A 24,829-nucleotide genomic window follows, 5' to 3' on the forward strand; every position below is an offset into this window, starting at 1 on the left:
CCCTTTGACCCCACCGTCCGCGCCCACCATGCTGAAGAGTGGACCCCGCCACTGGAGCCTGTGATGTCGGATCATGCCCCCCGCTCTCGCCTGGCCAGCCATGAGGTGCACAATCAGCCCCCGCCGAGCGGCGACCAGGACCTGCTGACGCAGGACAGGCCGCTGCGCGACGCCCTGGCCCGCGAGGCGCCGAGCTGGGTCATGGAGCGGCTGGCGCCGCTGGGCCGGGCCGCGGGCAGCGAGGCGGTGCGCCGGCTCGGCGACGCGGCCAACCGCCACCCGCCCGAGCTGCGACTCTTCGACCGCCATGGCCGTCGCCTCGATGAGGTCGATTACCACCCGGCCTACCATGAGCTGATGCACCTGGCCATGGATTCTGGCTGGCATGCCGTCGCCTGGCAGGAAGAAGGCCGCGGTGGCCACCAGGCCCATGTAGCGGCGCTCTATCTGCTGACCCAGGCCGAGCCCGGCTTCTGCTGTCCGATCACCATGACCCATGCGGCCTTCCCGGCACTGCGACACTCGGCCGACCTGCATGCGCGCTGGTCGCCCGGCCTGCTGAGCTGGGACCATGACCCCCGAGTGTTACCCGCCGAGCGCAAGGCCGCCCTGACCTGCGGCATGGCCATGACCGAGAAACAGGGCGGCAGCGACGTGCGAAGCAATACTACCCACGCCAGCACGACGGCAGATGGCTGGCGACTCAATGGCCACAAGTGGTTCTGCAGTGCGCCCATGTCGGATGCCTTCTTGACCCTGGCGCAGACCGACGAAGGCCTGAGTTGCTTTCTGGTGCCGCGCTTCACGCCGGATAACGAGCGCAATGCCATCGAGATTCAGCGCCTCAAGGACAAGTGCGGCAATCGCGCCAATGCCTCCGCGGAAATCGAATACCGCGATGCCTGGGCCGAGCCACTCGGCGAGCCCGGACGCGGTATCGCCACCATTCTTTCGATGGTCCAGCAGACGCGCCTGGATGCCGCCACGGCCCCGGTGGGCATGATGCGTCAGGCGCTCTCCGAGGCCTGGCGGCATGTGCAGACGCGCCAGGCCTTCGGCCGCTGTCTGGCCGAGCAGCCCCTGATGCGCACCCTGCTGGCCGACATGGCCCTGGAGGTCGAGGCCGGCGTGGCCCTGTGCCTGCGCAGCGCACGCGCCTTCGACGGTGCGGCGCGCCAAGATGCTCACGAAGCGGCCCTGGCACGGCTCCTGCCGGCACTCGCCAAGTACTGGCACAACAAGCGCGCCCCGGGCTTTCTCGCCGAGGCCATGGAGTGCCTGGGCGGCATCGGCTATGTCGAAGAGTCACCCATGGCACGCCTGTATCGCGAAGCCCCGGTCAACTCGATCTGGGAAGGGTCCGGCAACGTCATCTGCCTGGACGTGCTGCGCGTGCTCCAGCGCCACCCGGAAGCCCTGGTGGCGCTGCGTCAGGAGCTCGAGCAGGCACGCGGCGCCTCGGCCGCGCTCGACACGGCCATGCAGTCCCTCGTTCAACTGCTCGAGGCACCGGCAGAGACGCTGGAGCGCCAGGCCCGCCGGCTGACCCAGAGTCTGGCGCAGTGCCTGCAGGGCGCCCTGCTGATGCAGCATGCGCCGGCCGAGGTCGGCGAGACCTTCTGCCGCTCGCGCCTGATCGAGGCCAGCCCGGTATTCGGCAGCCTGCCCCCGGATGCCCCGGAGGACGCCATCCTGGCCAGGCTCCAGGACTAACACCCGGGACGTGATAGAGTGGGCATCGTCCACCCGACCTCCCCGCTACACGGTGCCTGTCATGGAGTTTGCCCTGGAAGATCTAAGTCTGCGCTGGCTGCTCGGCCAGGCCGTCAGCCTGACCGCCCTGGCACTATGTCTGGTGGCCTTTTCCAGCAAGCGCGATGACCGCCTGCTGGTCATCCTGATCTTTGCCAATGTGGCCTTTGCAGTCCAGTTCGCGCTCTTCGAGAGCTGGGTGGCCTCGGGCATCTCGGCGCTGATCATCCTGCGCATCATCCTGGCACGCCGCTATGCCGGCCATACTGCCATCATGGTCGCGATCCTGCTGGCCACCCTGCTCATCGCCGCCCTGACCTGGCACGGGCCGGCCGATATACCGGCGCTCGCGGCAGGCCTGCTGGGCACCTACGGCATGTTCATGCTGCGCGGCATCGCCATGCGGATCATGCTCGCCGCGGCGGCCTTCTGCTGGGTCATCAGCAACCTGCTGGCCGGCTCGATCGGCGGCAGCATCGCCGAGGGCCTGATCTTCATCACCAATGTGGTGACCATCCTGCGCATCAGGCGCGACAGCCAACGCCAGCCGACGTCCTGAAGCGGACGAATCAGCTGCCCATCAAGGGGCCCATCGCCACCCGCAGCGCCAGTGCCAGCAGGAGCACCCCCGTGATGCGGTTGATCCAGTGGGCGCGGGCCTGCAGCCAGGGCAGCACCCGCGAATGCGAGAGTCCCAGCGCCACCAGCACATACCAGCCGCCATCGATGACCATCGCCGTCAGCACGATGATGGCCCGCTCGAGCAGGCTCATGTCGGGCGTCACGAACTGGCTGAGCAGGGCCACGAAGAACAGAATCAGCTTGGGGTTGCCCAGGGCCACCAGCATCCCCTCGCGGGCCGCCTGACGGTTCGACGTGGCCATGGCGCCGGCCTCGAGGGCACCGCCACGCCCGGCCCGCCAGGCCTTGATGCCCAGCCAGGCCAGATAGGCCGCACCGCCCCAGGTGATCAACTGGAAAAGCGTCGGGAAGCGCACGATCAGCGCCCCCAGCCCCCAGACCGTCATCAGCGCATAGAGCCCCACCCCCAGCGCATGCGACAGCGCCGCCATGACACCCGGCACACGCCCGCCACCCAGGGTATGACGCAACACCAGGGCCAGGCTGGGGCCCGGCGACATGGCGCCCATGGCGCAGATGGCCGCCAATGACAACCAGAGAGACAACGGCATGATGCTTTCCTGAACACACGACCAAAACGCCACACTACGACATCGCCCCCGGGAAGGACAGATGCCAGCCCTGTGGCGCAGACGTGAACGCGGCTCATCGGCATGGCCAAGATCATCCAGCGTCCGGGATTGCGCCCCTGGACCATGGGCGGTCGGCCGGCCTTGATCAATTAGGCGCTCAGGACTCGCACAAGAGCCGCCGGTCCGTCCGCCGATACCAACAAGACAACGCCAGGTCACCACTCAACAATCCGCCTTCACTCTTCCCGGAAGGCCCTGCTGAACTGGTCGGTAATTGGCTTGATAAAATACGTCAGTGCCGTGCGCTCTTCGGTCGTGATGAAAACCTCGACTGGCATACCGGGAAGTAGCGTGATGGCGCCAAGCTTCTCAAGCTCTTCTGCAGAAACGTCGACATCGCCAAGATAGTAGGTCTCGCCAGTCATGTCGTCGCGTGTCGTCGCGGGAGAGACATAGATGATTTCGCCTTTGAGTTCCGGCGTCGTTCTCTGGTTGAAGGCAGTGAAACGGAGCCTGACCGGCTGTCCGACCCAGAGCTGGTCAATGGTTACCGGGGCAAGTTTCACCTCGACCTTCAGTCTGGCTTCTTCCGGCACGATCGTGACGAGCTCTTCGGCCGGCGTGATCACGCCTCCTATGGTGTGGATGTTCAGCTCATTCACGGTTCCCGAAATCGGAGCACGAATGTCCGTTCGCGCCAGCCGATCCTCGATGGCGATACGCCGGTCACGCAGCTCCGAAAATTCTGCTTCCACGACACTTAACTCCCGCTGCGCTTCGGTGCGAGCGTTCTCATCGATCGCGATAATCTGGAGGCGAATTTCGCTCATGCGAGTCTTGGCTCTGGCAATGGAGGCGTGAATCTCACCGCGTTCACCGGCCAGCCGTGCTCTGTCACGAGCGACCGGGACGAGGTGTGTTCGTGCGATCACCCCCTTTCCAACGAGTCCCTTGTTCGCCTCGTATTCGGTCGCGACTAGATGGAACTCCTCGTCTTTTGATTGCCGCTGCGCTTCCAGCCCCTTGATCTCTTCCTCGATTTGCTCGACGCTGAGTTCGAGCTGCTGCTGCTTGCTTTGGCGACTCGCTCTATTGCCGTCGAAGAGGCGTGTTTCGCCGAGGAACACATCCGGAGCCTCGCCGGCGTCCAGGTCTGGCGGGAATTCGATTGCCGCAAGTCCGTCTCGCTCTGCCAGCAGCCGCGCTCGCCTGATGGCCAACTCCACGAGCTTGGAGCGCACGATCGAAAGCTCAGCTTTAGTCTGTGTGTCCTGGAGTCGCAGCAGCACTTCTCCCGCTTCAACGAAGTCGCCTTCCCTGATGCCTATCTCGCTGACGATGCCGCCATCACGATGTTGTATCGACTTCAGGTTCTGGTCCACCGTCACGGCCCCTTGCGCGATTACGGCCCCCCTGAGTTGAGCGCTCGCGGCCCAGCCGCCGGCTCCCAACAGCAGAAGCAGAGCGAGTGCCGCACCCGCACAGATGCGTGGGCCGAGTCGATAAGCGTTTTTCGGGTTCGGCGAGGACGTGTCGGTACCGCCGGCATGATCCTTGGTGTGCATTCTAGGCTCCTATGATAGCCATTCGAGACCATCATCACGCTCTGTTGACCACGACAGCTCGTACATCCCCTGCAGCGAGACGGCCGTCACCCACATCTCATCGCCTTCGAAGTCGGTCTCGATCACGGTCCACTCGTGTCCGTCGTCCCGATCGTGGCGATAGCGTATCGGCAGATCGTCACCACCTTCATCGCGGTAGATATGTTCGAAACGGCCTTGTGGCTCGTCGTCGGCTTTCCAGAAAATTTCGTACTCAGACAGCCGGATACGATCTCCGACCCCGAAGTCCATGACCGCATGCGAAACGGCATTCGGTTGATCCACATCGCCGCTGACAAACGCGAAGACATCATCACCAGTACCGCCGGTGAGCACGATCGACTCACCTCCAAGGATGAACTGATCGGCACCTCGACTACCGAGCACTTTCTCGAATCCGCTGATGGCGTCATGGCCGATTTCCACTCCGTTGGCAACGCCGTTCACGAGATCGACCAAGAGTCCTGACTCCGCTTGGCTGTAGTCGAGGGTGTCCGAATTGGCGCCGCCGTCGTACACGTCATTGTCCGCGTCGAGTGCCGCCACGACCCGGTCGTTTCCCATGCCGCCGAAAACCTCGTCGCGACCCACCCCATCGGCCATCACGTCATCGCCATCGCCCCCGAACATCAGGTCGTCGCCGTCTCCACCGTGCAGGTGGTCCGCGCCGGCGTTACCGAAGAGCACGTCATCGCCGTCACCACCGAACAGCCTGTCGTCGCCGGAGTCGCCAAAAAGATGGTCATTTCCCGCACCGCCGAAAATAATATCCTCGCCATCGCCGCCGACGACCACGTCATCACCGCCTCCAGCGACGATGTGGTCGTCCCCCCTTCCTCCGGTCAGGACGTCGTCGCCAGCCCGTCCATCAATGATGTCATCGCCCCCTGCACCATCGATCTCATCGGCATAGAGGCTGCCGAGAAGCATGTCGTTGGCCGCGGTTCCCGGGATAGCGGGCGGCTCGACAACGGAGAAACGCGCGACTGCATCAGCCGTAAGCTCGCCGTCGGTGATCTGATAGGAAAGGGTCACAGGCCCCGCATACCCGCTGTCGCTCTGGAACACCCAGCCGTCTTCCGCTTGTGTCAGCGTGCCGGAGGATACAGCCAGGTTTTGCACCGAGAGGGCGTCGCCATCGGGATCCTCTGCCTTGCTCAGCAACGCATCGAAGGCGATCGGCAGCGCCACACACGGCGCCACGTCCAACAGATAGACGGGGCCCGACACGCGTGGCGCACGGTTGCCATCGGGTCGAATCGCGTCATCGTCATCACCTTCGGGGGCGAGTGACTCACCATCCGGAGAGCCGCCACCGTCCGTGGGGCCATCGACTCCGGCGGACGAGCCCTCATTCGGCGGTAACTCACCGCCCGAGGGGCCGTCGCTACCCAGTGGCGCGCGATGACCGCCGGGACTAGCCATATCGATAGACGGTGTGCCGGCACCGCTGCTTACGCGATCCGTCCATGCAACGCCGGCATTGCCGCTTGCCGATCCAGCGATTACGGAGACGCTGTCGTGCTCACCCGGGTAACGAAAAGGCATCGACCGCGGGGCATCGACGACCCCTGGTGCTACGGAGCCGGGAGGGGCGTCATCGGCCGTATCAGTGAATGCTTGTGGTGGAGCAGTTTCGTGCACCAAGTCCACTGGACTGTCGCTCTCCGCGGCAACGCCAGCCGACGCGTCCGGCTCTTCCGGCTGCGATTGGGGATCGCGCTCCCGGCCCCAGGAAAAGATCGAGCTCAGGTAAGCCGCGACCCCCGTCAGTAGACTGACGACCACCAGAGGCGTCCGGGAGACCTCGTCCCCGTTCTTCAGGACGTAGCGCTGAGCGGCGTCATCCTCCGGCAGTGCTTGTTTCGTACCCTTGACGTTAATCATGGTCCCAGTGCCTCCTTCCGCGACGTCTTGGCAGAATGCACTTCACGCACGTTGGACTTGCCGATGACATCGTCCTTCGGTCCAAAAGCGGCCAACCGGCCGTTTTGAATAACACACACGAGATCGACGGCGGCCAGAGCACTTGGGCGATGGGCGGCCACGACGGCGATACCGCCACGCTGCCTCACGCCTTCGATTGCCGCTGTCAGCGCTGCTTCGCCTTCGGCGTCGAGATTGGAATTGGGTTCGTCCAGAACGACGATGAAGGGATTGCCGAAGAGTGCGCGGGCGAGTCCGATCCGCTGCCGCTGGCCACCCGACAGAGACGCACCGAGCGAACCGAGCTGCGTTCGATAACCGTTTGGCAAGCGCACGATCATCTCGTGGACGCTTGCGGCCATCGCCGCTGCCACGATTGCCTGGGAATCCGGTGTTTCCTGAAACCGCGAGATGTTCTCTTCGATCGTGCCATCAAGCAGTGCGACTTCCTGCGGCAGATAGCCGATGAACTGACCGAGATCTTCGTCATGCCACTGCGAGAGCTCCGCATCGTCGAGCCGCACGCTGCCACGCAGCACGGGCCAGATTCCTGTCAACGCACGCAGCAACGTCGTCTTGCCTCCCCCGCTGGGACCGATGATCCCGATAGCCTGGCCTGCCTTCAGTTCGAAGCTCACCTCGCTGAGCAGGACCTGTCCGGAATCGGGTGCGGCGACGGTGATGTTCTCGATCTTGAGAGAGGAGCTAGGGTTGGGCAGTTCCATCGGTTCATCAGCCTCCGCCAGCGCCACGACCGTTTCCTTCAGTCGTGAAAAGGCGGTTCGCGAAGCGACGACGCTCTTCCAGTTGCCGATCGCCAGATCGATGGGGGCAAGCGCCCGCGCGGAGGCAATGGAAGCGGCTATGATCGCGCCGGCGCTAAGCTCCCCCTGGATCGTGAGCAAGGCACCGAGGCCGAGAACAGCCGACTGCAGGATCATCCGCAAAACGCGCGAGACGGCCCCGAGGGTCCCGCTGACATCATTGGTTCGCGTCTGCAACTCCAGATGATCGTCGTTGGCGCGATTGAAGCGGGCCACCGCGCGACCGGCGAAGCCCATCGCCTTGAGGATTTCGGCATTGCGGGCATTGGAGTCGGCAATGGTATTGCGCGTGACAACCGCCTGCTGCATGGCGCTACTCAACCTCGAGGTCATCAGTTCGGTGGCAATCGCGAGCATGGCAAGGATAAAGCCGCCGAGAAACACCAACGCGCCAAGGTAGGGGTGCAGCAGGTAGACGAAGACCAAAAACAGCGGCATCCAGGGAAGGTCCAGCAATGCTATGGGTCCCTGGCTGCCGAGGAAACCGCGCACGGTATCGACGTCGCGACCACGCTCCAGTGATTCAGCTGTCGAAAACCCGAAGCGCGGCATGTCGATAGCGACCCGATGGGCCATCGGCGCGATACTTTTGTCGAGGCGCGCACCCACGCGTACAAGAATCTGGGAACGAATGATGTCGAACATTCCCTGAAAGCAATACAGGCCGAGCGCCAGAATGGAGATGGCGATCAGCGTCGAAATACTCCCGCTAGTCAGCGCCCGATCATAGATCTGCAGCATGTAGAAGGCACCGGTCAATGCGAGGATGTTGATGATCCCCGACATGCTGAACAGAAAGACCAGGATGCCTCGGAAACCTTTGGTCAGCTGTTCTGCGCTCTTGCGCTTCGCCGACGTCTTGGCGTCTCTTTTACGCATGTGAACTCCCCCTGCCCCTAAGTCGAACGGGCTATCCCTGCGGGCGGGAATACCCGGCCCGCAGGGATCGTTATTGTTGTCGCTGTCGTTCGTTAGAGGTTGAAGTCGCTCACTCCCAGTTCATGTCGACCCTTGATGCTGATGGCAAAGTCGGCATCATCGTCCCCGCTCGTATTGCCCTGCACGACGGTGTAGTCCTCGCCATCGAGCGTTTGGTGGCTGAACATGAGCTGCCCGGCGCCGGTGAAGGCCTCGTTCACCAATGTGAAGCTCTGGCTCCCCGAGGCACAGCCATTCGCGTCCAGGCCACTGAGGTCGATACGGTCGCCCGGCTGAAATCCCATGATGGTATCGCCGTTCGCATCTGCCGCGGTGAGGAAGCGGAAGGTGTCGTTGCCTGCACCGCCATCCATTACGTTGGCCGCGCCGCTCGCCGTCACCGTGTCGTCTCCCGACCCCGTGACGATGTTCTCGACACCCCACAGCCCATCATTGCCGGTTGCAGCGCTCGAGACACTGCCACGTCCCATGAAACCGGTGCCGAGATCCGCGGTGATTGCCGCCGTGATCGCCGACATGTCCAGCGTGTCGCTGCCATCGGCTCCCACCATGTCGTCGCCGTAGTAGGTGTCGTCACCGTCACCGGCTTCGGCTACCAGCATATCGTCACCGTCGCCGCCAAAGACCGTGTCGTCGCCGGCACCAGCATTGATGAAGTCGCTACCGGCTTCGCCGAGCATACGGTCATCACCGCCATCGCCGTAGAGCATGTCGTCGCCGGCACCGCCAAGGATATCGTCGTCGCCATCATGGCCGAAGACGACATCCCGACCGCCGAGCCCCATGAGCGTCTCGCCGTCCGCCGTCCCGACCAATGCATCAGCGCTTTCGCTACCCGCGACCACTGCAGCAGGAGTCGGCACCACGACCTCTGCCTCGTCGGCAGACGGTTGATCGGCATCATTCGCAGGAACGTCATCCTGATCATCGTGACCGGTCTGTTCGGCCGGAGGAGCTACAACGCCATTGTCGTGGTGGTCGTCTTCAGGTGCTGCGACGCTACCCTCGACATCCTCGGTGCCTGCACCGAAGACCGGTGGCTGGCCACTGCTGCGGAAGGTCACGGAATGGCCTTCTGTCGAGATCGTGGTCGAGCCGTCCTCGTTGGTGGTGGTGACGTAATCGTCGATTGTGGTGCCCGGCATCAGCTCGACCACATCCTGTGGCCGCAATGTGCCAACGATGGTGTCGTTGCCGCCGGCGCCCTTGAACACGATTCGGTGGTCGGAGAGCAGCGACGAAATATCGACGGTGTCGTCTCCATTCGACCCCAGGATCGTGATCGTGTCGGGCCTCAGGCTCGTGGCGACGTCGAAGCTGCCGTACATCTCGACGGTGTCACCGCCGAACTGGCCGCTATCGCTGACTCCACCGCCGTTGACGACGATCTCTTCAATCTCCGTGAGCTCGGCGATGATGGTCTCGGCTTCACCCTGGACCTGCCGCGTGACGATGATCTCATTCTCGTCGCTGCCGGCGTAGGCGATCCGGGCCACCGCTTCATCGTAGGTATAGATGCGATAGGTCTCCGCCTGAGCGTTACCGACGACCTGGAAGGTATCGCCCTCGGCACCTTCACCACCGCCATTGATGTTGTCCATACCGTCGCCGGGGCGCCAGATGAAGGTATCGTCGTCGAGCTGTGGCTCCACCACGTCATCGTCGCCGTCACCCAGGTCGTGCCCCTGCAGCGTATCGTTGCCGGCACCACCGATGATGACGTCGTCGCCGTTGCTGCCGACGATGCTGTCGTCGCCATCACCGCCGAAGATGATCCCCGGGTCCGCCGATGTCACATCACCGTCGCCGCTGACGATGTTCAGCATTTCTCCTTCGCCGAACTGAAGCCTCTCGATACCGATCAGCGTGTCCTCGTCGCCGCTTTCGAGGTGCGTGACGGTCGAGAGTCCCGCGCCGCTTACGCCAAAGGTGTAGTCCCCTGCCGACCCGGCAAAACGCGCGGTATCGATGCCGCCGCCGCCGTTGAGGACGTCGTTGCCTTCGCCGCCATCCAGCACATCATCCTGGTTGCCACCCCGCAGGGTGTCGCCACCGCCATTGCCGATCAGCTCGTCGTTGCCATTGGCCCCGACCAAGGTATTGTCGCCCGCATTGCCGGTGAGCAGATTGTCGACGCCGTTACCCCGCGCATTGAGGTCACTGCCGCCAAGCAGCACCGCATTCTCCACGGTGTGCCCGCCGATGACCTGATCGTCCAGGCCGGGATGCAGGTTCACCGAGATGGACGAGAGAAGCGTATCGACGCCACCCCCTCCGTTCACGACATCGCCGTCATCGGTGACAACGAAGGTATCGTTTCCAGCGCCGCCGATCATCGTGTCCGCGCCGCCGCCACCCAGGAAAATGTCGTCTCCCGCACCCCCGCTCAGGCTGTCATTCCCGCCGAAGCCAAGCATGAGATCGGCCTCGTTGGAGCCGGACATCGGAGGCGTGACGATGTTGTAGGTACTGCCCTCGACCGCCACCCGTTCGATGGCTATGAGGGTGTCGGTGCCGCCCGCCACACTGGTCACCGTCAGATTGTTCCCGGCAGGAGCAAAGGTGTAATCGGTGATCGAGCCCTCCAGCACAACCGTATCCGTGCCGTTGGCACCATGCAGGGTGTTATTACCGGCGTTACCGGTAAACTGGTTATCGACTCCATTGCCGCGGGCATCGAGATCCTGACTGCCGAGCAGCACCGCATTCTCCACGGTGTGCCCCCCAATGACCTGATCGTCCAGGCCGGGGTGCAGGTTGATCGCGATGGAGGCGCGGATCGTGTCGATACCGTCACCACCGCTCACGACATCGCCGTCAGCATCGATCACGAAGGTGTCGTCGCCCGCGCCGCCGTCCATCATGTCCGCACCGGCGCCGCCGTCGATGACGTTGTTGCCATCATTGCCGGTCAGGTTGTCATCATGGCCACTTCCCACCAGGTTCTCGATATCGATCAGCCGGTCAGTGCCCGCCCCAATCGTATCCTGCTCCTCGAAACTGGCTCGTCCAGCTTGCCCGAGCAGCGAGACCGTGACCCCCGCCGCCGCCGCGGCGTACGAGGCGGTATCCCGCCCGGCACCGCCATCGACACGGTCGTCGCCATCGCCGCCTTCGAGGATGTCGTCGCCTTCCTCGCCATAGAGGTCGTCGCCGCCGACGCCGCCGAGGACGGTATCGTTGCCGAAGCCGCCATGCAGGGAATCATTGCCGTCGCGACCATCGAGCCGGTTATCGAGGCTGTTGCCCGATAGCGTGTCGTTGCCGGTTCCGCCAGTGATGTTCTCCACGCCGCGGGTAACGGAGAAGCCCGTTGCCGCACCGGTGAGCAGATTCAGCGTGACATCCTCGGCGGTCGCGTAGATCAAAGTGTCGTTGCCACCGGCGAGATCGAGCTCAGTGGCCTCGACGTTAACTACCGTGGTGGTGCCGTTCACGTTGTTGACCGAACCACCGCTCAACTGCACCTCGACCACATCGTCGGCACCGAAGGTGCTTTCGAGAATCCGCAGCCGGTCCTGACCGGGCCCCAGGTTGATCGTGTCGCTACCGTGCCCGTTGCGGTAGATCGCGGTATCGCTGCCGGCGTGGCCGATCAGTTGATCATCGCCCAAGCCGCCATCCAGGGTGTCATCGCCATTGGCTCCGAGCAGACGGTCGTCGCCATCGCCACCGTTGAGAGTGTCGTTGCCGCCCTGGCCGTTCAGCTCGTTGGCACTGGCGCCGCCGATGATGATGTCATCGCCCTGAGTCGCGCCGCCCTCGGCGTCGCCGCCGGTGGTGCCATTGACCACCGCATCGTCGGTCTCGATGTAGTTGCCCACCACCTGGGTGACGTCGGAGACCACCTGGTGCTCGTTCAACAAATCATCGAAATAGTCGACCACCATCTGCAGTCGATAGCCCACCAGCTCCGGGCCGGGAACGAAGCTACGATCGTTGCCGCCGTCCTCTGCCGGAACATTGTTCCAGCCACTGACACCGTCCGCGGAGAACTGCCACTGGTAGGTAAGCAGCCCTTCCTCGAAGGCATCGGTCATGCCATCCGGATCACTGAAGGCCACGGTCGCAGTCAGCTCCTGCCCCTCGGTCGGGGACATGTCGCTGATCAACAGCGGTCCCGTCGGCTCGTCGTTGACGCCGATGACCGGGTCCGTCGGCTGCGAGGAGACGATCTCCAGCACCCCACCCGCATCGTAGTAGGAGCCCAGCACACGGATACGGAGGCCGTCATGCTCGTCACTCGGCGTGAAGGTCAGACCATTGACATTGGGGATGTCGATATAGTCGCCGGTTCCGTCGTTACGCTCGATCTGCCAGCGGAAAGTCATCTGGGTCGGATCGACGCTGCCGTCCGGGTTGTTGAGATCCCGGATGTTATCGGCACTGACCGTCAGCGGCTGGTCTTCGCGGGCCGGAAGCCCCTCGATGACCAGGCGGCCGGTAGGATCGACGTTGCCGGTTTCGCGGATGGTGTAGATGCCGTCGGCGAACTGGATCCGCTCGATGCCGATGAGCGTGTCGGTGCCTTCATCGATCTGCGGATCGACCTCCTCCATCTCGCGCCGTGCGACATAGGTCCGATCGCCGACATGGGTGATCTCGTACCAGTCGCGGTTGCCCGCGAAGATCGCCGTATCGGTGTCATTGGTACTGTTTTCGTCGTACTTGATCTCGCGGACGATCTTCAACTGCTTCGGTTTGATGCCCCCTTCCAACAGGAAGTTGGACAGCTCTTTCGTCTCGCCGCCCAGCGTCACCATGTCCGTGAGGCTGTCGACAGTGAAGGCTTCGGTCCCCTCCACGACATTACCCTGGGCGTCGAGCTCACGAATGCTGAGGCGCACGTTCAACCAGGCATCGCCATGGATGAAGTCGTCGGCACCGCGCCCTTCGAAGGTATCGTTGCCATCGCCGCCCAGCAGCATGTTGCCCTCGGCCCAGGCCACCACCTCTTCCAGATCGATGTCTGGATCGGTTGGCGCATCCTCGATGCTGATGCCAAGAAGCTCCCGCAACCCATCGATCCGGTTGACGCCAGCCTGCGTCAGGCCATGGTTGTCGAGGCTGAACTCGACCTCGATCTCCTCGGTGCTACCGCGGTCGTCGCCGCGCAGCACATCATCATGGATCCATCCGGACAGACCTTCGGTCTGGTCGAAGCGGTCGCGCAGAATGTCGTCGGCGACGGTGGTGAAGATAGGAATCCGCATGTCGGAATCCGCGGCGACCGGGCTGCCCTTGTGGATCGCCCAATCAAAGCCGAACATGCCCTCGTTGCGCATGACGCTTTCGCCCTGAACCATGATGTCGTCGCCGGACTCAGCGTCGAAGTCGTTCTCGTTGGCGCCGGCAAACATCACGTCATGACCAAGGATGGTGGAATTGAAGAACAGCTCCGAGTTGTCACCAGCAATCACGTCAAAGCCGTCGCCCCCCTCGATCCAGTCGCTGCCCTCATTGCCCATGAGGAAGTCATGGTCGAGACCGCCAAGGATGAAGTCGTCACCCTCGCCACCAAAGACCTCGGTAGCATCCACACCGACCAGAACGACATCCTCTCCGTCGCCCCCCATGACCACGTCGAGACCGTTCGAGTTGGCGATCACGTCATCGCCGCCCGAGCCCTTGATGAAGTCGCCGGTGTCGCCGGTGTCGGTGATGATGTCGTCGCCGGCACCCCCGATAATCAGGTCGACGCCATGGCCGCCCTCGATCCGGTCGTTGCCAGCGTCACCCCAGATGGCATTGTCACCGTCGCCGCCGATGATGGTGTCATCATTCTCGGTGCCACCCAGCACCGCGTGCTCACCGCCGGTAAAGCGCAGGTAGTTCTCGTCGACACCAGGTGTCGACGGATCATCACGCTGCACCTTGTCGCGGATGGCATTGAGCACTGGATCGTCACCTTCGGGGTCCATCGCGATCTGCTTGCTCTCATCCACTTCGAGCACGATGTCATGCTTGGCAAAGGAATCGACGCCGACATGGAAATTGACCTCGTCGTCCTCGGTGCCGAGAATTCCGTCGGCACCCGGCAGTGCCATGTCGGTGTTGGCCATGACCATCTTGGAGAAGGCATTGTCTTCAAGCTCGTTGAGCAGGTTCAGGCCCTGGGTCCGCGACAGATAATAGAAACGATCCCCTTCCTGAAGATTCTCGAGCTGCAGCTCGAAGACCGCGTTGAAGGTCGGCCCGAGCATACCGCCGAAGGGCATGATCTTCTCGGCAAGCCCCCCGATCCACAGGTCGACCAGGTTGAGACCGGTTTCCACCCCGGCCCAGTCGCCGGTGCCGTTGAGGAAGTCGAGCCGGTCGCCGATCGCCGTTGGACGCAGGACATCGACGCCGACATTGTCGATCAAGATCTGATCGGCGGTACCGCCGGGGTGCTGTATCTCGATCGACAGTCCGAGGCCGTCGTGTGCGGCATCGATCAAGCCCGTCTCGAGCGTGACGGTGGACCATTCGCCGTCGGCGGGCTCCGCGAGGCTCACGGATGCCAGTACCACGCCGGTCGCGGTGACGAGTCGAGCTTCGCCGCCCGGCCAGTCCATGCCAATGCGGTCGCCGACGTCGATCGTCAGGCGATAGTTGACGCCCTCTTCGAGGGTTTGTCCCGTGTTCTGAGAGAGCATACCGCCCTCTCGCAGCCAGGCGACGTTGCTGCCATCGACACCCGCCTGGTCGACGATGGTCGACGCCGGCGCAATCAGGCCGCCTTCACCCGCGAGCATCCAGCCATCCGGAGCCGCCGTGGTGTAATTGCCGTCCACGTGGACGTTGACCCCCGGCTGCCCCGCATCAAGAGAGTTGGCCTCGAAGCTCGCATTCGTGAGCACGGCTGCCTCGGCCGCGGTCGCCTCGGACAGACCCAGCAGCTGCATCGCGGCGTCGCGTTTCTCGGCAAGCGTATCGGCCTCCGTCACCAGCGAGTGTGTGCCATAGGCCGCGATGAAGTTGATGATCGATGCCGGTGTCTTGAGGTTCGCACCGAAGTCGGCCCAGCTCTCGTAGGGCTTGAGCCAGGTCGAGTTGCTCGCCGCATAGAGTTGCTCGCGCGCCTCGTTAAGAGAAGGCACACCGGCATCGCGGCCGCGGGCGATGTTGATCGCCGGCAGGTCGAGCGGCAGGCCAAGCAGGTTGTTGCGCAGCGAATCGACCACGAACTCGTCGATCTCGTTACCGTGCACATAGGTCATGCCGCGGAAGATGGCGCCGGCCGCCTGATCGGCGGTAATGGCTCCGTCCTGGTCGTAGCTGACCGGGTTCAGGAAGGCCTCGATCAAGCCCACATCCACGCCCCAGTCCTCGATCGGGATGAGGTTGCCATCCGCATCGACGGGCTCTCCGGCCTCGTTCAGGGGCAGGAGTTTCAGGTGGTCGGTCAGCATTGAGTGACCGAATCGGTAGACGGTATGCGCGAACTCGGCAAAGATTGCCGGGTCCACGTCGGTCACGGTGTTGAAGACGAAGACGTCAATCAGCGGCGACACCTTGCGACCGAACTCCTCGAAGACGAGGTGTTGGTACTGCATCTCGGTGCTGAACCGTGCCGTCTGGAAAAGCCGCTCGCCATCCCAGTTGAGGCTCGCCGGGTCGAAGCCCGCTTCGACCGGCTCGAGCAGCCATTCGTTCAGGAAGTCGATATCGCCCGCTTCGGCAAGTTCCAGGATGTATGTCTTGTTCGCCTCGACCTGGCGATTGTGCTCGGAATGGAACACATGGTGGACGGCAGTGAGACCGATGTTCTCGTTGCCACGCCCGTCGCCGACGATGAAATGGCGATCGAGCAATTCGTTGTCATAGAGCGGTTGCTCCGTGTCGGGGTCAACCGGGATCGGGTCGCCGATCGGATCGGTGCCGGAGTTCGTGTCCGGCATCAGGATCGCCGGCTGACCTTCCGCACCGGGTACCAGAATCGGGACCGCGTTGTGGGCGATGTCATCCAGGAACGCATGGGATGTGCGAACCGGACCGCGACCGTCATTCAGTTCCGCGAGCACGAGCGGATTGTCCGGTGTGCCGCTGGCGACCACGTCGTCGGCAGTGTTCGGAATCAAATCCGGCCCGATATTGGTAACGACTTGCGGGAAGCCATTCTCGTCACGGATGAACTCGCCGTAGGGATCGGTCCTCAGCAACGGAACGCCGAAGATGTCGCGGTCATCGAGATTGATGCCGAGCATCGCTTCTGCCTGATCCTTGACGTCCTTCCAGGTGGCCAGGCCGCCATTGCCGCCATCGAGAAGCCGTCCGGTCGCCATCGGCTTGCCGTCGACCATCTCGTACTGGCGCAGGAATACCTGGTGCGACGGATGCGAGGTGTAGGTCTGGTTCTGGTCGACGAAGGGAGTGGTCTTGTTCTTCGCCTCTGGCGTGTCATCGGCAGTACCCAGGACTCCGTCTTCGCCCGGCGCCATCGTCGGTGTCAGGCGCGTCAGCACCAGCGGCATGTTGATGTCCACTTCATCGCCACTGTCCGGGATCCCGTCGGGCCCGTGGGTGACCAGTGGATCATCCGCCGTCAGCGGCATGTAGATCGTGCCATTGTCGCCCTTGTGGATCAGGTCGAGGCCGTGATCGAAGAACTGGCCGAAGAAGGTCATCCAGCCATTGAACGGCGCCGAAAGGCCCTCATCCGGGGCGACGTTCGGCAGCAGAATGCTGTTGCCGTCCATCTCGATGCCGTAATTGTCGAGCAGGGCCTGGTCGAGGGCAGTCTTGGCCGCCGCAAGCGCCTCCTCGTTGCCGGGCGTGCCCAGTTCGCCATCCTCGATGGCCTGAAGGTAGTTCGCGTATTCCGCACGTACACCAGCAACGCCACCCGCCAGGTCTGCGTACTCGGCATATTGCAGTGCTGCCGTGATCGCCGCGGGGTTGTTCAGCGTCTGATCGGAAATCAGGTTCGAGATGATCCTCGGATCGGCGTCCACGACATTTCCCGTATGACCGCCGTTCTGCGCCATGCTGCCGGTTTCTTCGCCAACGACTCCATAGTCGTTGTTATTGATCATGTCGTGAAAGCTGTCGTCGTCTTCATTCATGTAGTGCGGCTGCATCGCGCGCGGCATGATCTGATCGGCGGCGCCCCAGAGCTCACGCCCCGGCGTGATGTTGTTGAGGCTTCCGTCGACGGTGCGCAAGCCATAAGGCAGATGTGGCTGCGCGAGCAGTTGATCGAGTGGCGTGCCAGCGACATGTGCCTCGGCGATCTTGATTTGCTTGAGAATGAACTCCAGGTCGTGCTGGTTCAGTTTGACAGCCATGTTTCCCCCCAGGCCCGATTGGGCACTGCTACTTACTCTTTTAAAAAGAAAATCTATTTGGCGGCCCCATCAACTCAACCAGCGGGCTGCTTATTTTGTCTCTAAAAACCGACATCCATGCCGCGCCACCTCGACGAAAAACCGCCTTAGGCAACTTTTTGGCAACTCCCATGGCACAATATTAATTCGGAAAAATTCTTTTCACCTCCTCAAAATAACCATCACACACCCTCGAAATATCTAAACCTATCGGATCGAAAAGGATCGAAAACCTCATCTTTTTAAAAAATAACCTCAACAACAATCTAATACAGGAAACCAATAATTAGGCAAAAAATATGGATGGTAATAAAGCATCATTCCCAAAAAACCCAAAAATCACTCAACAATAAAACAGCAAAATCTCCAGGAAATTCGGAGACAGAAAACCCCGTCAACACAAAAACAAAAAAACCTGAAAAACATTTAAAAATCAACGATTTCTATTACCACACCCCCCATAATTTCTGAAAAACCCATCAAATAACGCCCTAAAAAACCTCCCAAAACCCTAGTATATTGAAAAAACTCCGAATCAATAAACGAGGAAGAACTGAAAAGCAACCGATCATAGTGAAGGTTAGCCTCGTCTCTGAAGGGCCTTGGCATTCCGTACACCATGAGGTGGACGCAAGGCGCACGGAGCATAGAAAGCGAGACATAGCGAGTCGTTGGGCGTACTGACGGCCTGGCGCACCAGCACCACGCCCAACTTCACCAGGAGCGAATTTTGACCCGGGAGGTAGCCGCCATGGACAGCGGCTATCGCGATGCGGCTTGCATTTGAGAGTGTTTCCTCAAACCCAAGGGCTCTTATCAATCGGCGTTCAGAACCGACGGCATTTTTCACTGCTGCATGCTCATGGCCACAGGACAACGGTGCCTAGAGCAAGTCGCTGAACCACTGGGGCTTCACGTGAGTTGCGTATACAGCCATAAGCATCACATCGGCGACCTGCCAGCGCTCTTCGCGAAGCAGACAGATGGCCGAGTAAAGGCGCTCCGGGCGATGTTGCCAGCCGACTACAGACAGTCCCCGACCCCGACGGTACCAGGGCCGCATGGCTGCCTCGCCAGGATGGGCCTATACTCGAGGCGCGCATGGAAGGTGGGCGAATGCCCGATACGCCCTGTACCGAACCGGCATCCCGCCCGACGCCTTCCATCTGCCCTGCCCCTCTGCTGGAGCCCTTGCTGTATGCATATCTTTTCCAATCCGGTAGGCGCCGGCGCCCTGTGGTTCGACAACCTGGCCACCGCCGACGGCACTCCTGTGGCGTATGACCCGCAGGCCAGAGCCTTTCTGCCCATGCCGCCTTTCTGCGCCAACCGGGACGTCATCGGCTGCAACTGGATCGCGCCGGAAGCGGGCGCCTTCTGCCGCTCCTGCGCGATGACAGCCCTCGCCCCGGATCCTTCCATCCCGGACGCCATTCCCAACTGGGCGCAGACCGAAGCCGCCAAGCGCTGGGCCCTCGATAACCTGGGCCGCTGGCACTGGTTCCGGCCGGAGGACCCCGGCACACGCCCGGTCTTTCACATGCTCGCCGAAGGCGCCAACCCCGTGGCCATGGGGCATGCCCAGGGGGTGGTGACCATAAGCGTGGCCGAGGCGGACCCGGTGCTCAGCACCGCCCGTCGCAAGGAGCTGAACGAGCCCTACCGCACCATGATCGGCCACATGCGCCACGAGATCGCCCACATGCTGTGGTGGCGACTCAGCCTGCGCGCCGACTTCCTCGACGCCTTTCGCGCCATGTTCGGCGATGAACGCGCCGACTACCCCGCGGCCCTGCAAAAGCATTACCAGAACGGCCCGCCGGCCGACTGGCACCAGCATTATCTGACCAGCTACGCCTCCGCGCACCCTCATGAAGACTGGGCCGAAACCACGGCCCACCTGCTGCATCTGACCGATATCACCGACAGCTTCGTTGCCGCGGGGCTGTCATCACCGGAACTCCCCGGACGGGGCTGGGATCCGTATTCAGAGCCGGACGCGCGGCGCCTGATCCATGTAGCCGCCTCGCTCACGGTCGGCGTCAACCACGTCAACCGTGCCATGGGGCTCTCGGACCTCTACCCCTTCGTGCTCTCGGAAGCCGCGCTGCGCAAGCTGACATTCGTGCATGACTGGCTGCGCCGAGGCGCTCAGGGGCGTTGAGGGAGGAATGAACGCAACGCACTCAGGTGGCGAAGCACCATCAGCAAGGCCACTTCGCCGCCTTCCTCCTCCAGCTCATCGAAAGCGGTACGCAGGTATTCAGGCACCATGTCCGGGTCATCGCGCAGCATCTCGACGACGGCATCGTCGTGGCGTTTCATGTGGGGTTCTCCATCGGCGATCTGCCGGGCAGAGAAGAAGCGTACTGAGGGGAGTCAAAGGGGAGCCGCAAGCGGCTGGATTTCAGGGTGGTGCCGGTGGTCGGACTCGAACCGACACGCCTTTTACAGCGGCGGATTTTGAATCCGCTGCGTCTACCAATTCCGCCACACCGGCAACGGCGATGCATTATACGGAGCCTGATAAGCAGGTCAATCACCGCGCTGACTTCACCGCGCTGAAGCGGTATCCTGTGCGACCTGCTGGCAAGGCCAGCCTTCGAATGTGTTTTATCCGGTCAACCGAGTGACGTCATGCAGCGCGCCGATTTCCATTACGAGCTTCCCGAGGCGCTGATCGCCCGTTATCCCTCCGAGCAACGCAGTGACTGCCGCATGCTGTGCGTCGATGGCGCCAGTGGCGAGCTCGACCATCAACGCTTTCCGGCACTGCTCGACAAGCTCGACCCCGGAGACCTGCTGGTGTTCAACGATACCCGCGTCATACCGGCCCGCCTGCATGGTCACAAGGCCAGCGGCGGCCGCGTGGAGATGCTGCTCGAGCGACCTCTGGATGCCCACCGCGGCCTGGCCCACCTGCGTTCCAGCAAGTCGCCCCCTGTCGGCAGCGAGCTGACCTTCGAGGGCGGGATTCAGGCCGTGGTCGAGGGCCGGCGGGAGGCCCTGTTCGAGCTGCGTTTTCTGGGCGAGACGCCGCTGATCGCCTTGCTCGAACAGCATGGTCACATGCCGCTGCCTCCGTATATCACGCGCGAGGACGAGCTCTCCGACCGCGAGCGCTACCAGACCGTCTATGCGCGTCGCGATGGCGCCGTGGCGGCGCCGACGGCCGGGCTGCATTTCGATGAGCCGCTGCTCGAGCAGCTCGCCGCCAAGGGCGTGGAGAGCGCCTTCGTCACCCTGCACGTGGGAGCCGGCACCTTTCAGCCGGTGCGCGTCGATGACATTCGCGAGCATGACATGCACAGCGAGTGGATCGAGGTCTCCGAGAGCGCCTGTGCCAGAGTCCGCGCGGCTCGGGCCCGGGGCAACCGCGTCATCGCCGTGGGTACCACCAGTGTGCGCTGCCTCGAGTCGGCCTGTCAGCAGAGCCCGGACGGCCGCATCGCCCCGCTCAGCGGCGAGACCGATATCTTCATCTACCCGGGCTATGAATGGCAGGTGGTCGACGGTCTGGTCACCAACTTCCACTTGCCGGAGTCGACCCTGTTGATGCTGGTCGCCTCCTTCGCCGGCTTCGAGACCGTCATGCGGGCCTACCGGGAAGCCGTCGAGCAGGGTTATGCCTTCTTCAGTTATGGCGATGCCATGTTCCTGACCCGCCAGACACCTGGTGGCATCCGGTGATACCGCTTATCAATCGAGAGTGACATGCGAAAAGAATGCTTCATGACCTTCGAGCGCCACGCCAGCGATGGCCGGGCGCGCCGAGGGACCCTGACCTTCCCGCGCGGCCGTGTCGAGACGCCTGCCTTCATGCCGGTGGGCACCTACGGCACCGTCAAGGGCATGACCCCGCAGTCGGTGCAGGAGATCGGCGCCGAGATCATTCTCGGCAATACCTTTCACCTGTGGCTGCGCCCGGGGACCGAGGTCATCGAGCAGCACGGCGACCTGCACGACTTTGCTCAGTGGGACAAGCCGATCCTCACCGATTCCGGCGGCTTCCAGGTCTTCTCGCTGGGCGAGATGCGCAAGATCACCGAGCAGGGTGTGCACTTCCGCTCGCCAGTGGACGGCGCCAAGGTCTTCATGGGGCCGGAAGAGTCCATGGCCGTGCAGCGCTCGCTGGGCTCGGACATCGTGATGATCTTCGACGAGTGCACGCCCTACCCGGCTACCTTCGAAGAAGCCAAACGCTCCATGGAGATGTCGCTACGCTGGGCGCAGCGCTCGCGGGACGCGCATGGCGACTCACCGTCGGCATTGTTCGGCATCATTCAGGGCGGCATGTACCCGGAACTGCGCGAGGCCTCGCTCAAGGGCCTCGACGCGATCGGCTTCGACGGCTACGCCATCGGCGGCCTCTCGGTGGGCGAGCCCAAGGAGGCAATGATCGAGGTGCTCGACTACCTGCCCGAGTGGATGCCCGACGACAAGCCGCGTTATCTGATGGGCGTCGGCAAGCCGGAAGACCTGGTGGAAGGCGTGCGTCGCGGGGTCGACATGTTCGACTGCGTGATGCCGACGCGCAATGCGCGCAACGGCCACCTGTTCACCGCCGAGGGTACGGTCAAGATCCGCAATGCCCGGCACCGCCATGACACCGGGCCACTGGAGGCAGGCTGCGACTGCTACACCTGTCAGCATTTTTCGCGTGCCTATCTGCACCATCTGGACCGCTGTGGCGAAATGCTCGGCTCGATGCTCAATACCGTGCACAATCTGCGTCACTATCAGCGCCTCATGGCTGGTTTGCGCGGTGCCATTGAAGCGGGTACATTGGCGAACTTCGTGGAAGTGTTCTATGCGCAGCGTGGTCTGCCGGTACCTCCCGCACCGAATTGACGACTGGTCGACCTTGCAGGCCGGTTGCGAGCGCCCCGATGGCGCCACTTTCTTCACCACGACTCAGGAGATTGTCGTAAATGCTGGACTTCTTCATTTCCCCGGCCCTGGCGCAGGATGCCGGTGGTGCACCGGGCGGTGGCATCGCCCAAATCGTGATGCTGGTCGGCTTCGTGCTGATCTTCTACTTTCTGCTGTGGCGCCCCCAGTCCAAGCGTGCCAAGCAGCACAAGAACCTGATCGCCGGCCTTTCCAAGGGTGACGAGATCGTCATCGGCGGTGGCATGCTGGGGCGCATCACCAAGGTCAGCGACGACAGCGAGTTCCTGTCCATGGAAATCGCCGAGGGCACCGAGGTCAGCGTTCAGAAGAATGCCGTGGCCAACGTCCTTCCCAAGGGCACGCTCAAGTCCATCTAAGCAGACACGCCTGCATCGCTCGACGATGCGGGCTGCCCTGCGACCGCCGCGGCGGGGCCCGGCCGACCGGCTCCGCCCGGTGCTCGTGATGACGTATTGCCCGTCTCCATCATCAGCAACCTGAGGGCAGGGCCCCCATGCTCAACCGTTACCCCCTGTGGAAGTATCTGCTGATACTCCTCGTCCTCGTCGTCGGCCTGATCTATGCGCTCCCCAACCTCTTTCCGGCTGACCCGGCGGTGCAGATCAGTAGTGACCGCGGCGAATTCACGCTCGACGAGCAACGCCTCGAGCGCCTCGAAGCCACCCTCGCAGATGCCGATATCGACATTCAGGCTACCGAGCGCCAGCCCAAGAGCGTCCTGCTGCGCCTGACCAATGCCGATGACCAGGCAAGGGCACGGGATCTGATCAGCGACTCGCTCAGCGACGACTATGTCACGGCGCTCAACCTGGCCGAGTCCACCCCTGGCTGGCTCGAATCCCTGGCCGCATCACCCATGACACTGGGGCTCGACCTGCGCGGCGGCGTGCACTTCCTGCTCGAAGTCGACATGGATGCCGCCATCACCCAGCAGCTGGAATCCGATGCCAGCGCCATGCGCAACATGCTGCGCGAGGAACGCATTCGCTATCGCAACACCGAGATCGGCGAGCGCTCGATCAGCATGGCCTTCATGAACGAGGAGGATCGCAGTGACGCGCGCCGGGTGATCGCCCAGCAGTACCCGGATCTCGACTACAGCAATGTCGAGCAGACGCGTGGTGCCGGCCTGGAAATGGCCCTGACCGATAATGCCGTCGAGGAGATCCAGGACTATGCGGTCAACCAGAACCTGACCACGCTGCGCAACCGCGTCAACGAGCTGGGCGTCTCCGAGCCACTGGTCCAGCGTCAGGGGCCCAACCGCATCGTGGTACAGCTGCCCGGTGTGCAGGATACCGCGGCCGCCAAGCGCATCATCGGCGCCACGGCCAACCTGGAATTCCGCCTCGAGGCGCGCCCCGATACGCCGGAATCCGAAACCGAGAGTTTCCCGTTCCGCAACAACCAGGCGCGCACCGCCACCCTGATGCAGGACATCATCATCACGGGTGACCGGGTGTCCAACGCCAACCAGGGCTTCGACCAGAACGGGCGCCCCCAGGTCAACATCGACCTGGACGGCACCGGCGGCACCCTGATGAACCGTGCCACCCGGACCAATATCGGCCGCAACATGGCGGTGCTGTTCATCGAGCACAACACGGTCGAACGCACCGTGATGGAAAACGGCGAAGAGACCACGGTGCGCAGCCAGGACACCGAGCGCGGCATCATCAGCCTGGCGACCATTCAAAGTGCGCTGGGCAACAGCTTCCGCATCACCGGCCTGGAGTCACCCACCGAAGCGGCCGACCTGGCACTGCTGCTGCGTTCCGGTTCGCTGGCCGCTCCCATGTACTTCGCCCAGGAGCGCACCATCGGGCCGAGCCTGGGCGCCGAGAACATCGAGCGCGGCGTCATGTCAGTGCAGGTCGGCCTGCTGCTGGTGGTGCTCTTCATGCTGGTGCGCTACCGGGTCTTCGGCGTCTTCGCCAACATCGCCCTGGCGCTGAACCTGACCCTGCTGGTGGCAGCCATGTCGATGCTGGGCGCGACCCTGACGCTGCCGGGTATCGCCGGCATCGTGCTGACACTGGGCATGGCGGTCGACGCCAATGTGCTGATCTTCGAGCGGATACGCGAGGAGCTGCGCAATGGCCTCTCGGCGCAACAGGCCATCCATGCGGGCTACGAGCGCGCCTTCTCGTCGATCGTCGATGCCAACATCACCACGCTGCTGGTGGCGTTGATTCTGTTCTCGATCGGCACCGGGCCGGTCAAGGGCTTCGCCGTGACCCTGTCGCTGGGCATCCTGACCTCGTTGTTCACCGCCCTGCTGGTGACGCGCGCCATGGTCAACCTGCGTTACGGCAGCAGGCCGATCAACAAGCTCTGGATATAGGAAG

Annotated in this window: 13 protein-coding genes and 1 tRNA gene; 7 read left to right on the plus strand and 7 right to left on the minus strand. The window is 62.8% G+C overall.

The window, feature by feature from the left end:
- Positions 1–63: 63 nt before the first annotated feature.
- Both QWY79_RS05575 and QWY79_RS05580 read left to right on the plus strand, forming a co-directional pair.
- A complete protein-coding gene (locus tag QWY79_RS05575; protein WP_290270707.1) occupies positions 64–1,713 on the plus strand; it encodes an acyl-CoA dehydrogenase family protein in 1,650 nt (549 codons plus the stop codon).
- A 61-nt stretch (positions 1,714–1,774) separates the two neighbouring features.
- The gene (locus QWY79_RS05580; RefSeq protein ID WP_290270709.1) at positions 1,775–2,311 is read left to right on the plus strand and encodes a YgjV family protein; all 537 of its coding nucleotides are present in this window, start codon (positions 1,775–1,777) and stop codon (positions 2,309–2,311) included.
- A 10-nt stretch (positions 2,312–2,321) separates the two neighbouring features.
- Here QWY79_RS05580 and QWY79_RS05585 read toward each other — a convergent pair whose 3' ends face one another.
- The 5 genes from QWY79_RS05585 to QWY79_RS05605 all read right to left on the minus strand — a co-directional run bounded on the left by QWY79_RS05585 (position 2,322) and on the right by QWY79_RS05605 (position 17,528).
- A complete protein-coding gene (locus QWY79_RS05585; protein WP_290270711.1) occupies positions 2,322–2,945 on the minus strand; it encodes a LysE family translocator in 624 nt (207 codons plus the stop codon).
- Between the two features lie 257 nt (positions 2,946–3,202).
- A complete protein-coding gene (locus tag QWY79_RS05590; protein WP_290270713.1) occupies positions 3,203–4,531 on the minus strand; it encodes an HlyD family type I secretion periplasmic adaptor subunit in 1,329 nt (442 codons plus the stop codon).
- A gap of 9 nt (positions 4,532–4,540) precedes the next feature.
- Complete coding sequence (locus QWY79_RS05595) at positions 4,541–6,457, minus strand: calcium-binding protein (protein WP_290270715.1); 1,917 nt, start codon at positions 6,455–6,457, stop codon at positions 4,541–4,543.
- Positions 6,454–8,199 carry a type I secretion system permease/ATPase gene (locus tag QWY79_RS05600; RefSeq protein WP_290270717.1) on the minus strand — a complete coding sequence of 582 codons (1,746 nt, stop codon included), beginning with the start codon at positions 8,197–8,199 and terminating at the stop codon, positions 6,454–6,456. The genes QWY79_RS05595 and QWY79_RS05600 overlap by 4 nt, the downstream gene beginning before the upstream one ends.
- Before the next feature lie 92 nt (positions 8,200–8,291).
- Positions 8,292–17,528, minus strand: coding sequence for a peroxidase family protein (locus QWY79_RS05605; protein WP_290270720.1), 9,237 nt, complete (start codon positions 17,526–17,528; stop codon positions 8,292–8,294).
- Between the two features lie 1,237 nt (positions 17,529–18,765).
- Between QWY79_RS05605 and QWY79_RS05610 the strand changes: the two genes are divergently transcribed.
- Positions 18,766–19,731: a zinc-binding metallopeptidase family protein gene (locus QWY79_RS05610; protein WP_141320403.1), complete on the plus strand. Its 966-nt coding sequence runs from the start codon at positions 18,766–18,768 to the stop codon at positions 19,729–19,731.
- Here the strand turns inward: QWY79_RS05610 and QWY79_RS05615 are convergent.
- Together QWY79_RS05615 and QWY79_RS05620 are read right to left on the minus strand one after the other, a co-directional pair.
- Positions 19,719–19,892, minus strand: coding sequence for a hypothetical protein (locus tag QWY79_RS05615; RefSeq protein ID WP_290270725.1), 174 nt, complete (start codon positions 19,890–19,892; stop codon positions 19,719–19,721). The two genes, QWY79_RS05610 and QWY79_RS05615, sit on opposite strands and share 13 nt — an antisense overlap.
- Positions 19,893–19,980: 88 nt before the next feature.
- Positions 19,981–20,067: transfer RNA gene (locus QWY79_RS05620), tRNA-Leu, on the minus strand.
- A 137-nt stretch (positions 20,068–20,204) separates the two neighbouring features.
- Between QWY79_RS05620 and queA the strand changes: the two genes are divergently transcribed.
- The 4 genes from queA to secD all read left to right on the plus strand — a co-directional run bounded on the left by queA (position 20,205) and on the right by secD (position 24,825).
- Positions 20,205–21,257, plus strand: a complete 1,053-nt coding sequence (gene queA / locus QWY79_RS05625; RefSeq protein WP_290270727.1) for a tRNA preQ1(34) S-adenosylmethionine ribosyltransferase-isomerase QueA — start codon at positions 20,205–20,207, stop codon at positions 21,255–21,257.
- A 42-nt stretch (positions 21,258–21,299) separates the two neighbouring features.
- On the plus strand, positions 21,300–22,418 hold the full coding sequence (gene tgt, locus QWY79_RS05630) for a tRNA guanosine(34) transglycosylase Tgt (RefSeq protein ID WP_435389764.1): 1,119 nt from the start codon (positions 21,300–21,302) through the stop codon (positions 22,416–22,418).
- 80 nt (positions 22,419–22,498) lie between these two features.
- Positions 22,499–22,837 carry a preprotein translocase subunit YajC gene (yajC, locus tag QWY79_RS05635; RefSeq protein ID WP_290270731.1) on the plus strand — a complete coding sequence of 113 codons (339 nt, stop codon included), beginning with the start codon at positions 22,499–22,501 and terminating at the stop codon, positions 22,835–22,837.
- A gap of 137 nt (positions 22,838–22,974) precedes the next feature.
- Positions 22,975–24,825 carry a protein translocase subunit SecD gene (gene secD / locus QWY79_RS05640; RefSeq protein WP_290270733.1) on the plus strand — a complete coding sequence of 617 codons (1,851 nt, stop codon included), beginning with the start codon at positions 22,975–22,977 and terminating at the stop codon, positions 24,823–24,825.
- Positions 24,826–24,829: the final 4 nt, after the last annotated feature.

Source organism: Halomonas sabkhae, from assembly GCF_030409265.1.
GTDB classification, from domain to species: Bacteria; Pseudomonadota; Gammaproteobacteria; order Pseudomonadales; family Halomonadaceae; genus Halomonas; species Halomonas halmophila.

Coding starts and splice junctions, on each gene's coding strand:
- secD (WP_290270733.1), top strand. CDS start 22,975: ATGCTCAACCGTTACCCCCTGTGGAAGTATCTGCTGATACTCCTCGTC.
- tgt (WP_435389764.1), top strand. CDS start 21,300: ATGACCTTCGAGCGCCACGCCAGCGATGGCCGGGCGCGCCGAGGGACC.
- QWY79_RS05600 (WP_290270717.1), bottom strand. CDS start 8,199: ATGCGTAAAAGAGACGCCAAGACGTCGGCGAAGCGCAAGAGCGCAGAA.
- QWY79_RS05575 (WP_290270707.1), top strand. CDS start 64: ATGTCGGATCATGCCCCCCGCTCTCGCCTGGCCAGCCATGAGGTGCAC.
- QWY79_RS05595 (WP_290270715.1), bottom strand. CDS start 6,457: ATGATTAACGTCAAGGGTACGAAACAAGCACTGCCGGAGGATGACGCC.
- QWY79_RS05585 (WP_290270711.1), bottom strand. CDS start 2,945: ATGCCGTTGTCTCTCTGGTTGTCATTGGCGGCCATCTGCGCCATGGGC.
- QWY79_RS05590 (WP_290270713.1), bottom strand. CDS start 4,531: ATGCACACCAAGGATCATGCCGGCGGTACCGACACGTCCTCGCCGAAC.
- yajC (WP_290270731.1), top strand. CDS start 22,499: ATGCTGGACTTCTTCATTTCCCCGGCCCTGGCGCAGGATGCCGGTGGT.
- queA (WP_290270727.1), top strand. CDS start 20,205: ATGCAGCGCGCCGATTTCCATTACGAGCTTCCCGAGGCGCTGATCGCC.
- QWY79_RS05605 (WP_290270720.1), bottom strand. CDS start 17,528: ATGGCTGTCAAACTGAACCAGCACGACCTGGAGTTCATTCTCAAGCAA.
- QWY79_RS05615 (WP_290270725.1), bottom strand. CDS start 19,892: ATGAAACGCCACGACGATGCCGTCGTCGAGATGCTGCGCGATGACCCG.
- QWY79_RS05610 (WP_141320403.1), top strand. CDS start 18,766: ATGCATATCTTTTCCAATCCGGTAGGCGCCGGCGCCCTGTGGTTCGAC.
- QWY79_RS05580 (WP_290270709.1), top strand. CDS start 1,775: ATGGAGTTTGCCCTGGAAGATCTAAGTCTGCGCTGGCTGCTCGGCCAG.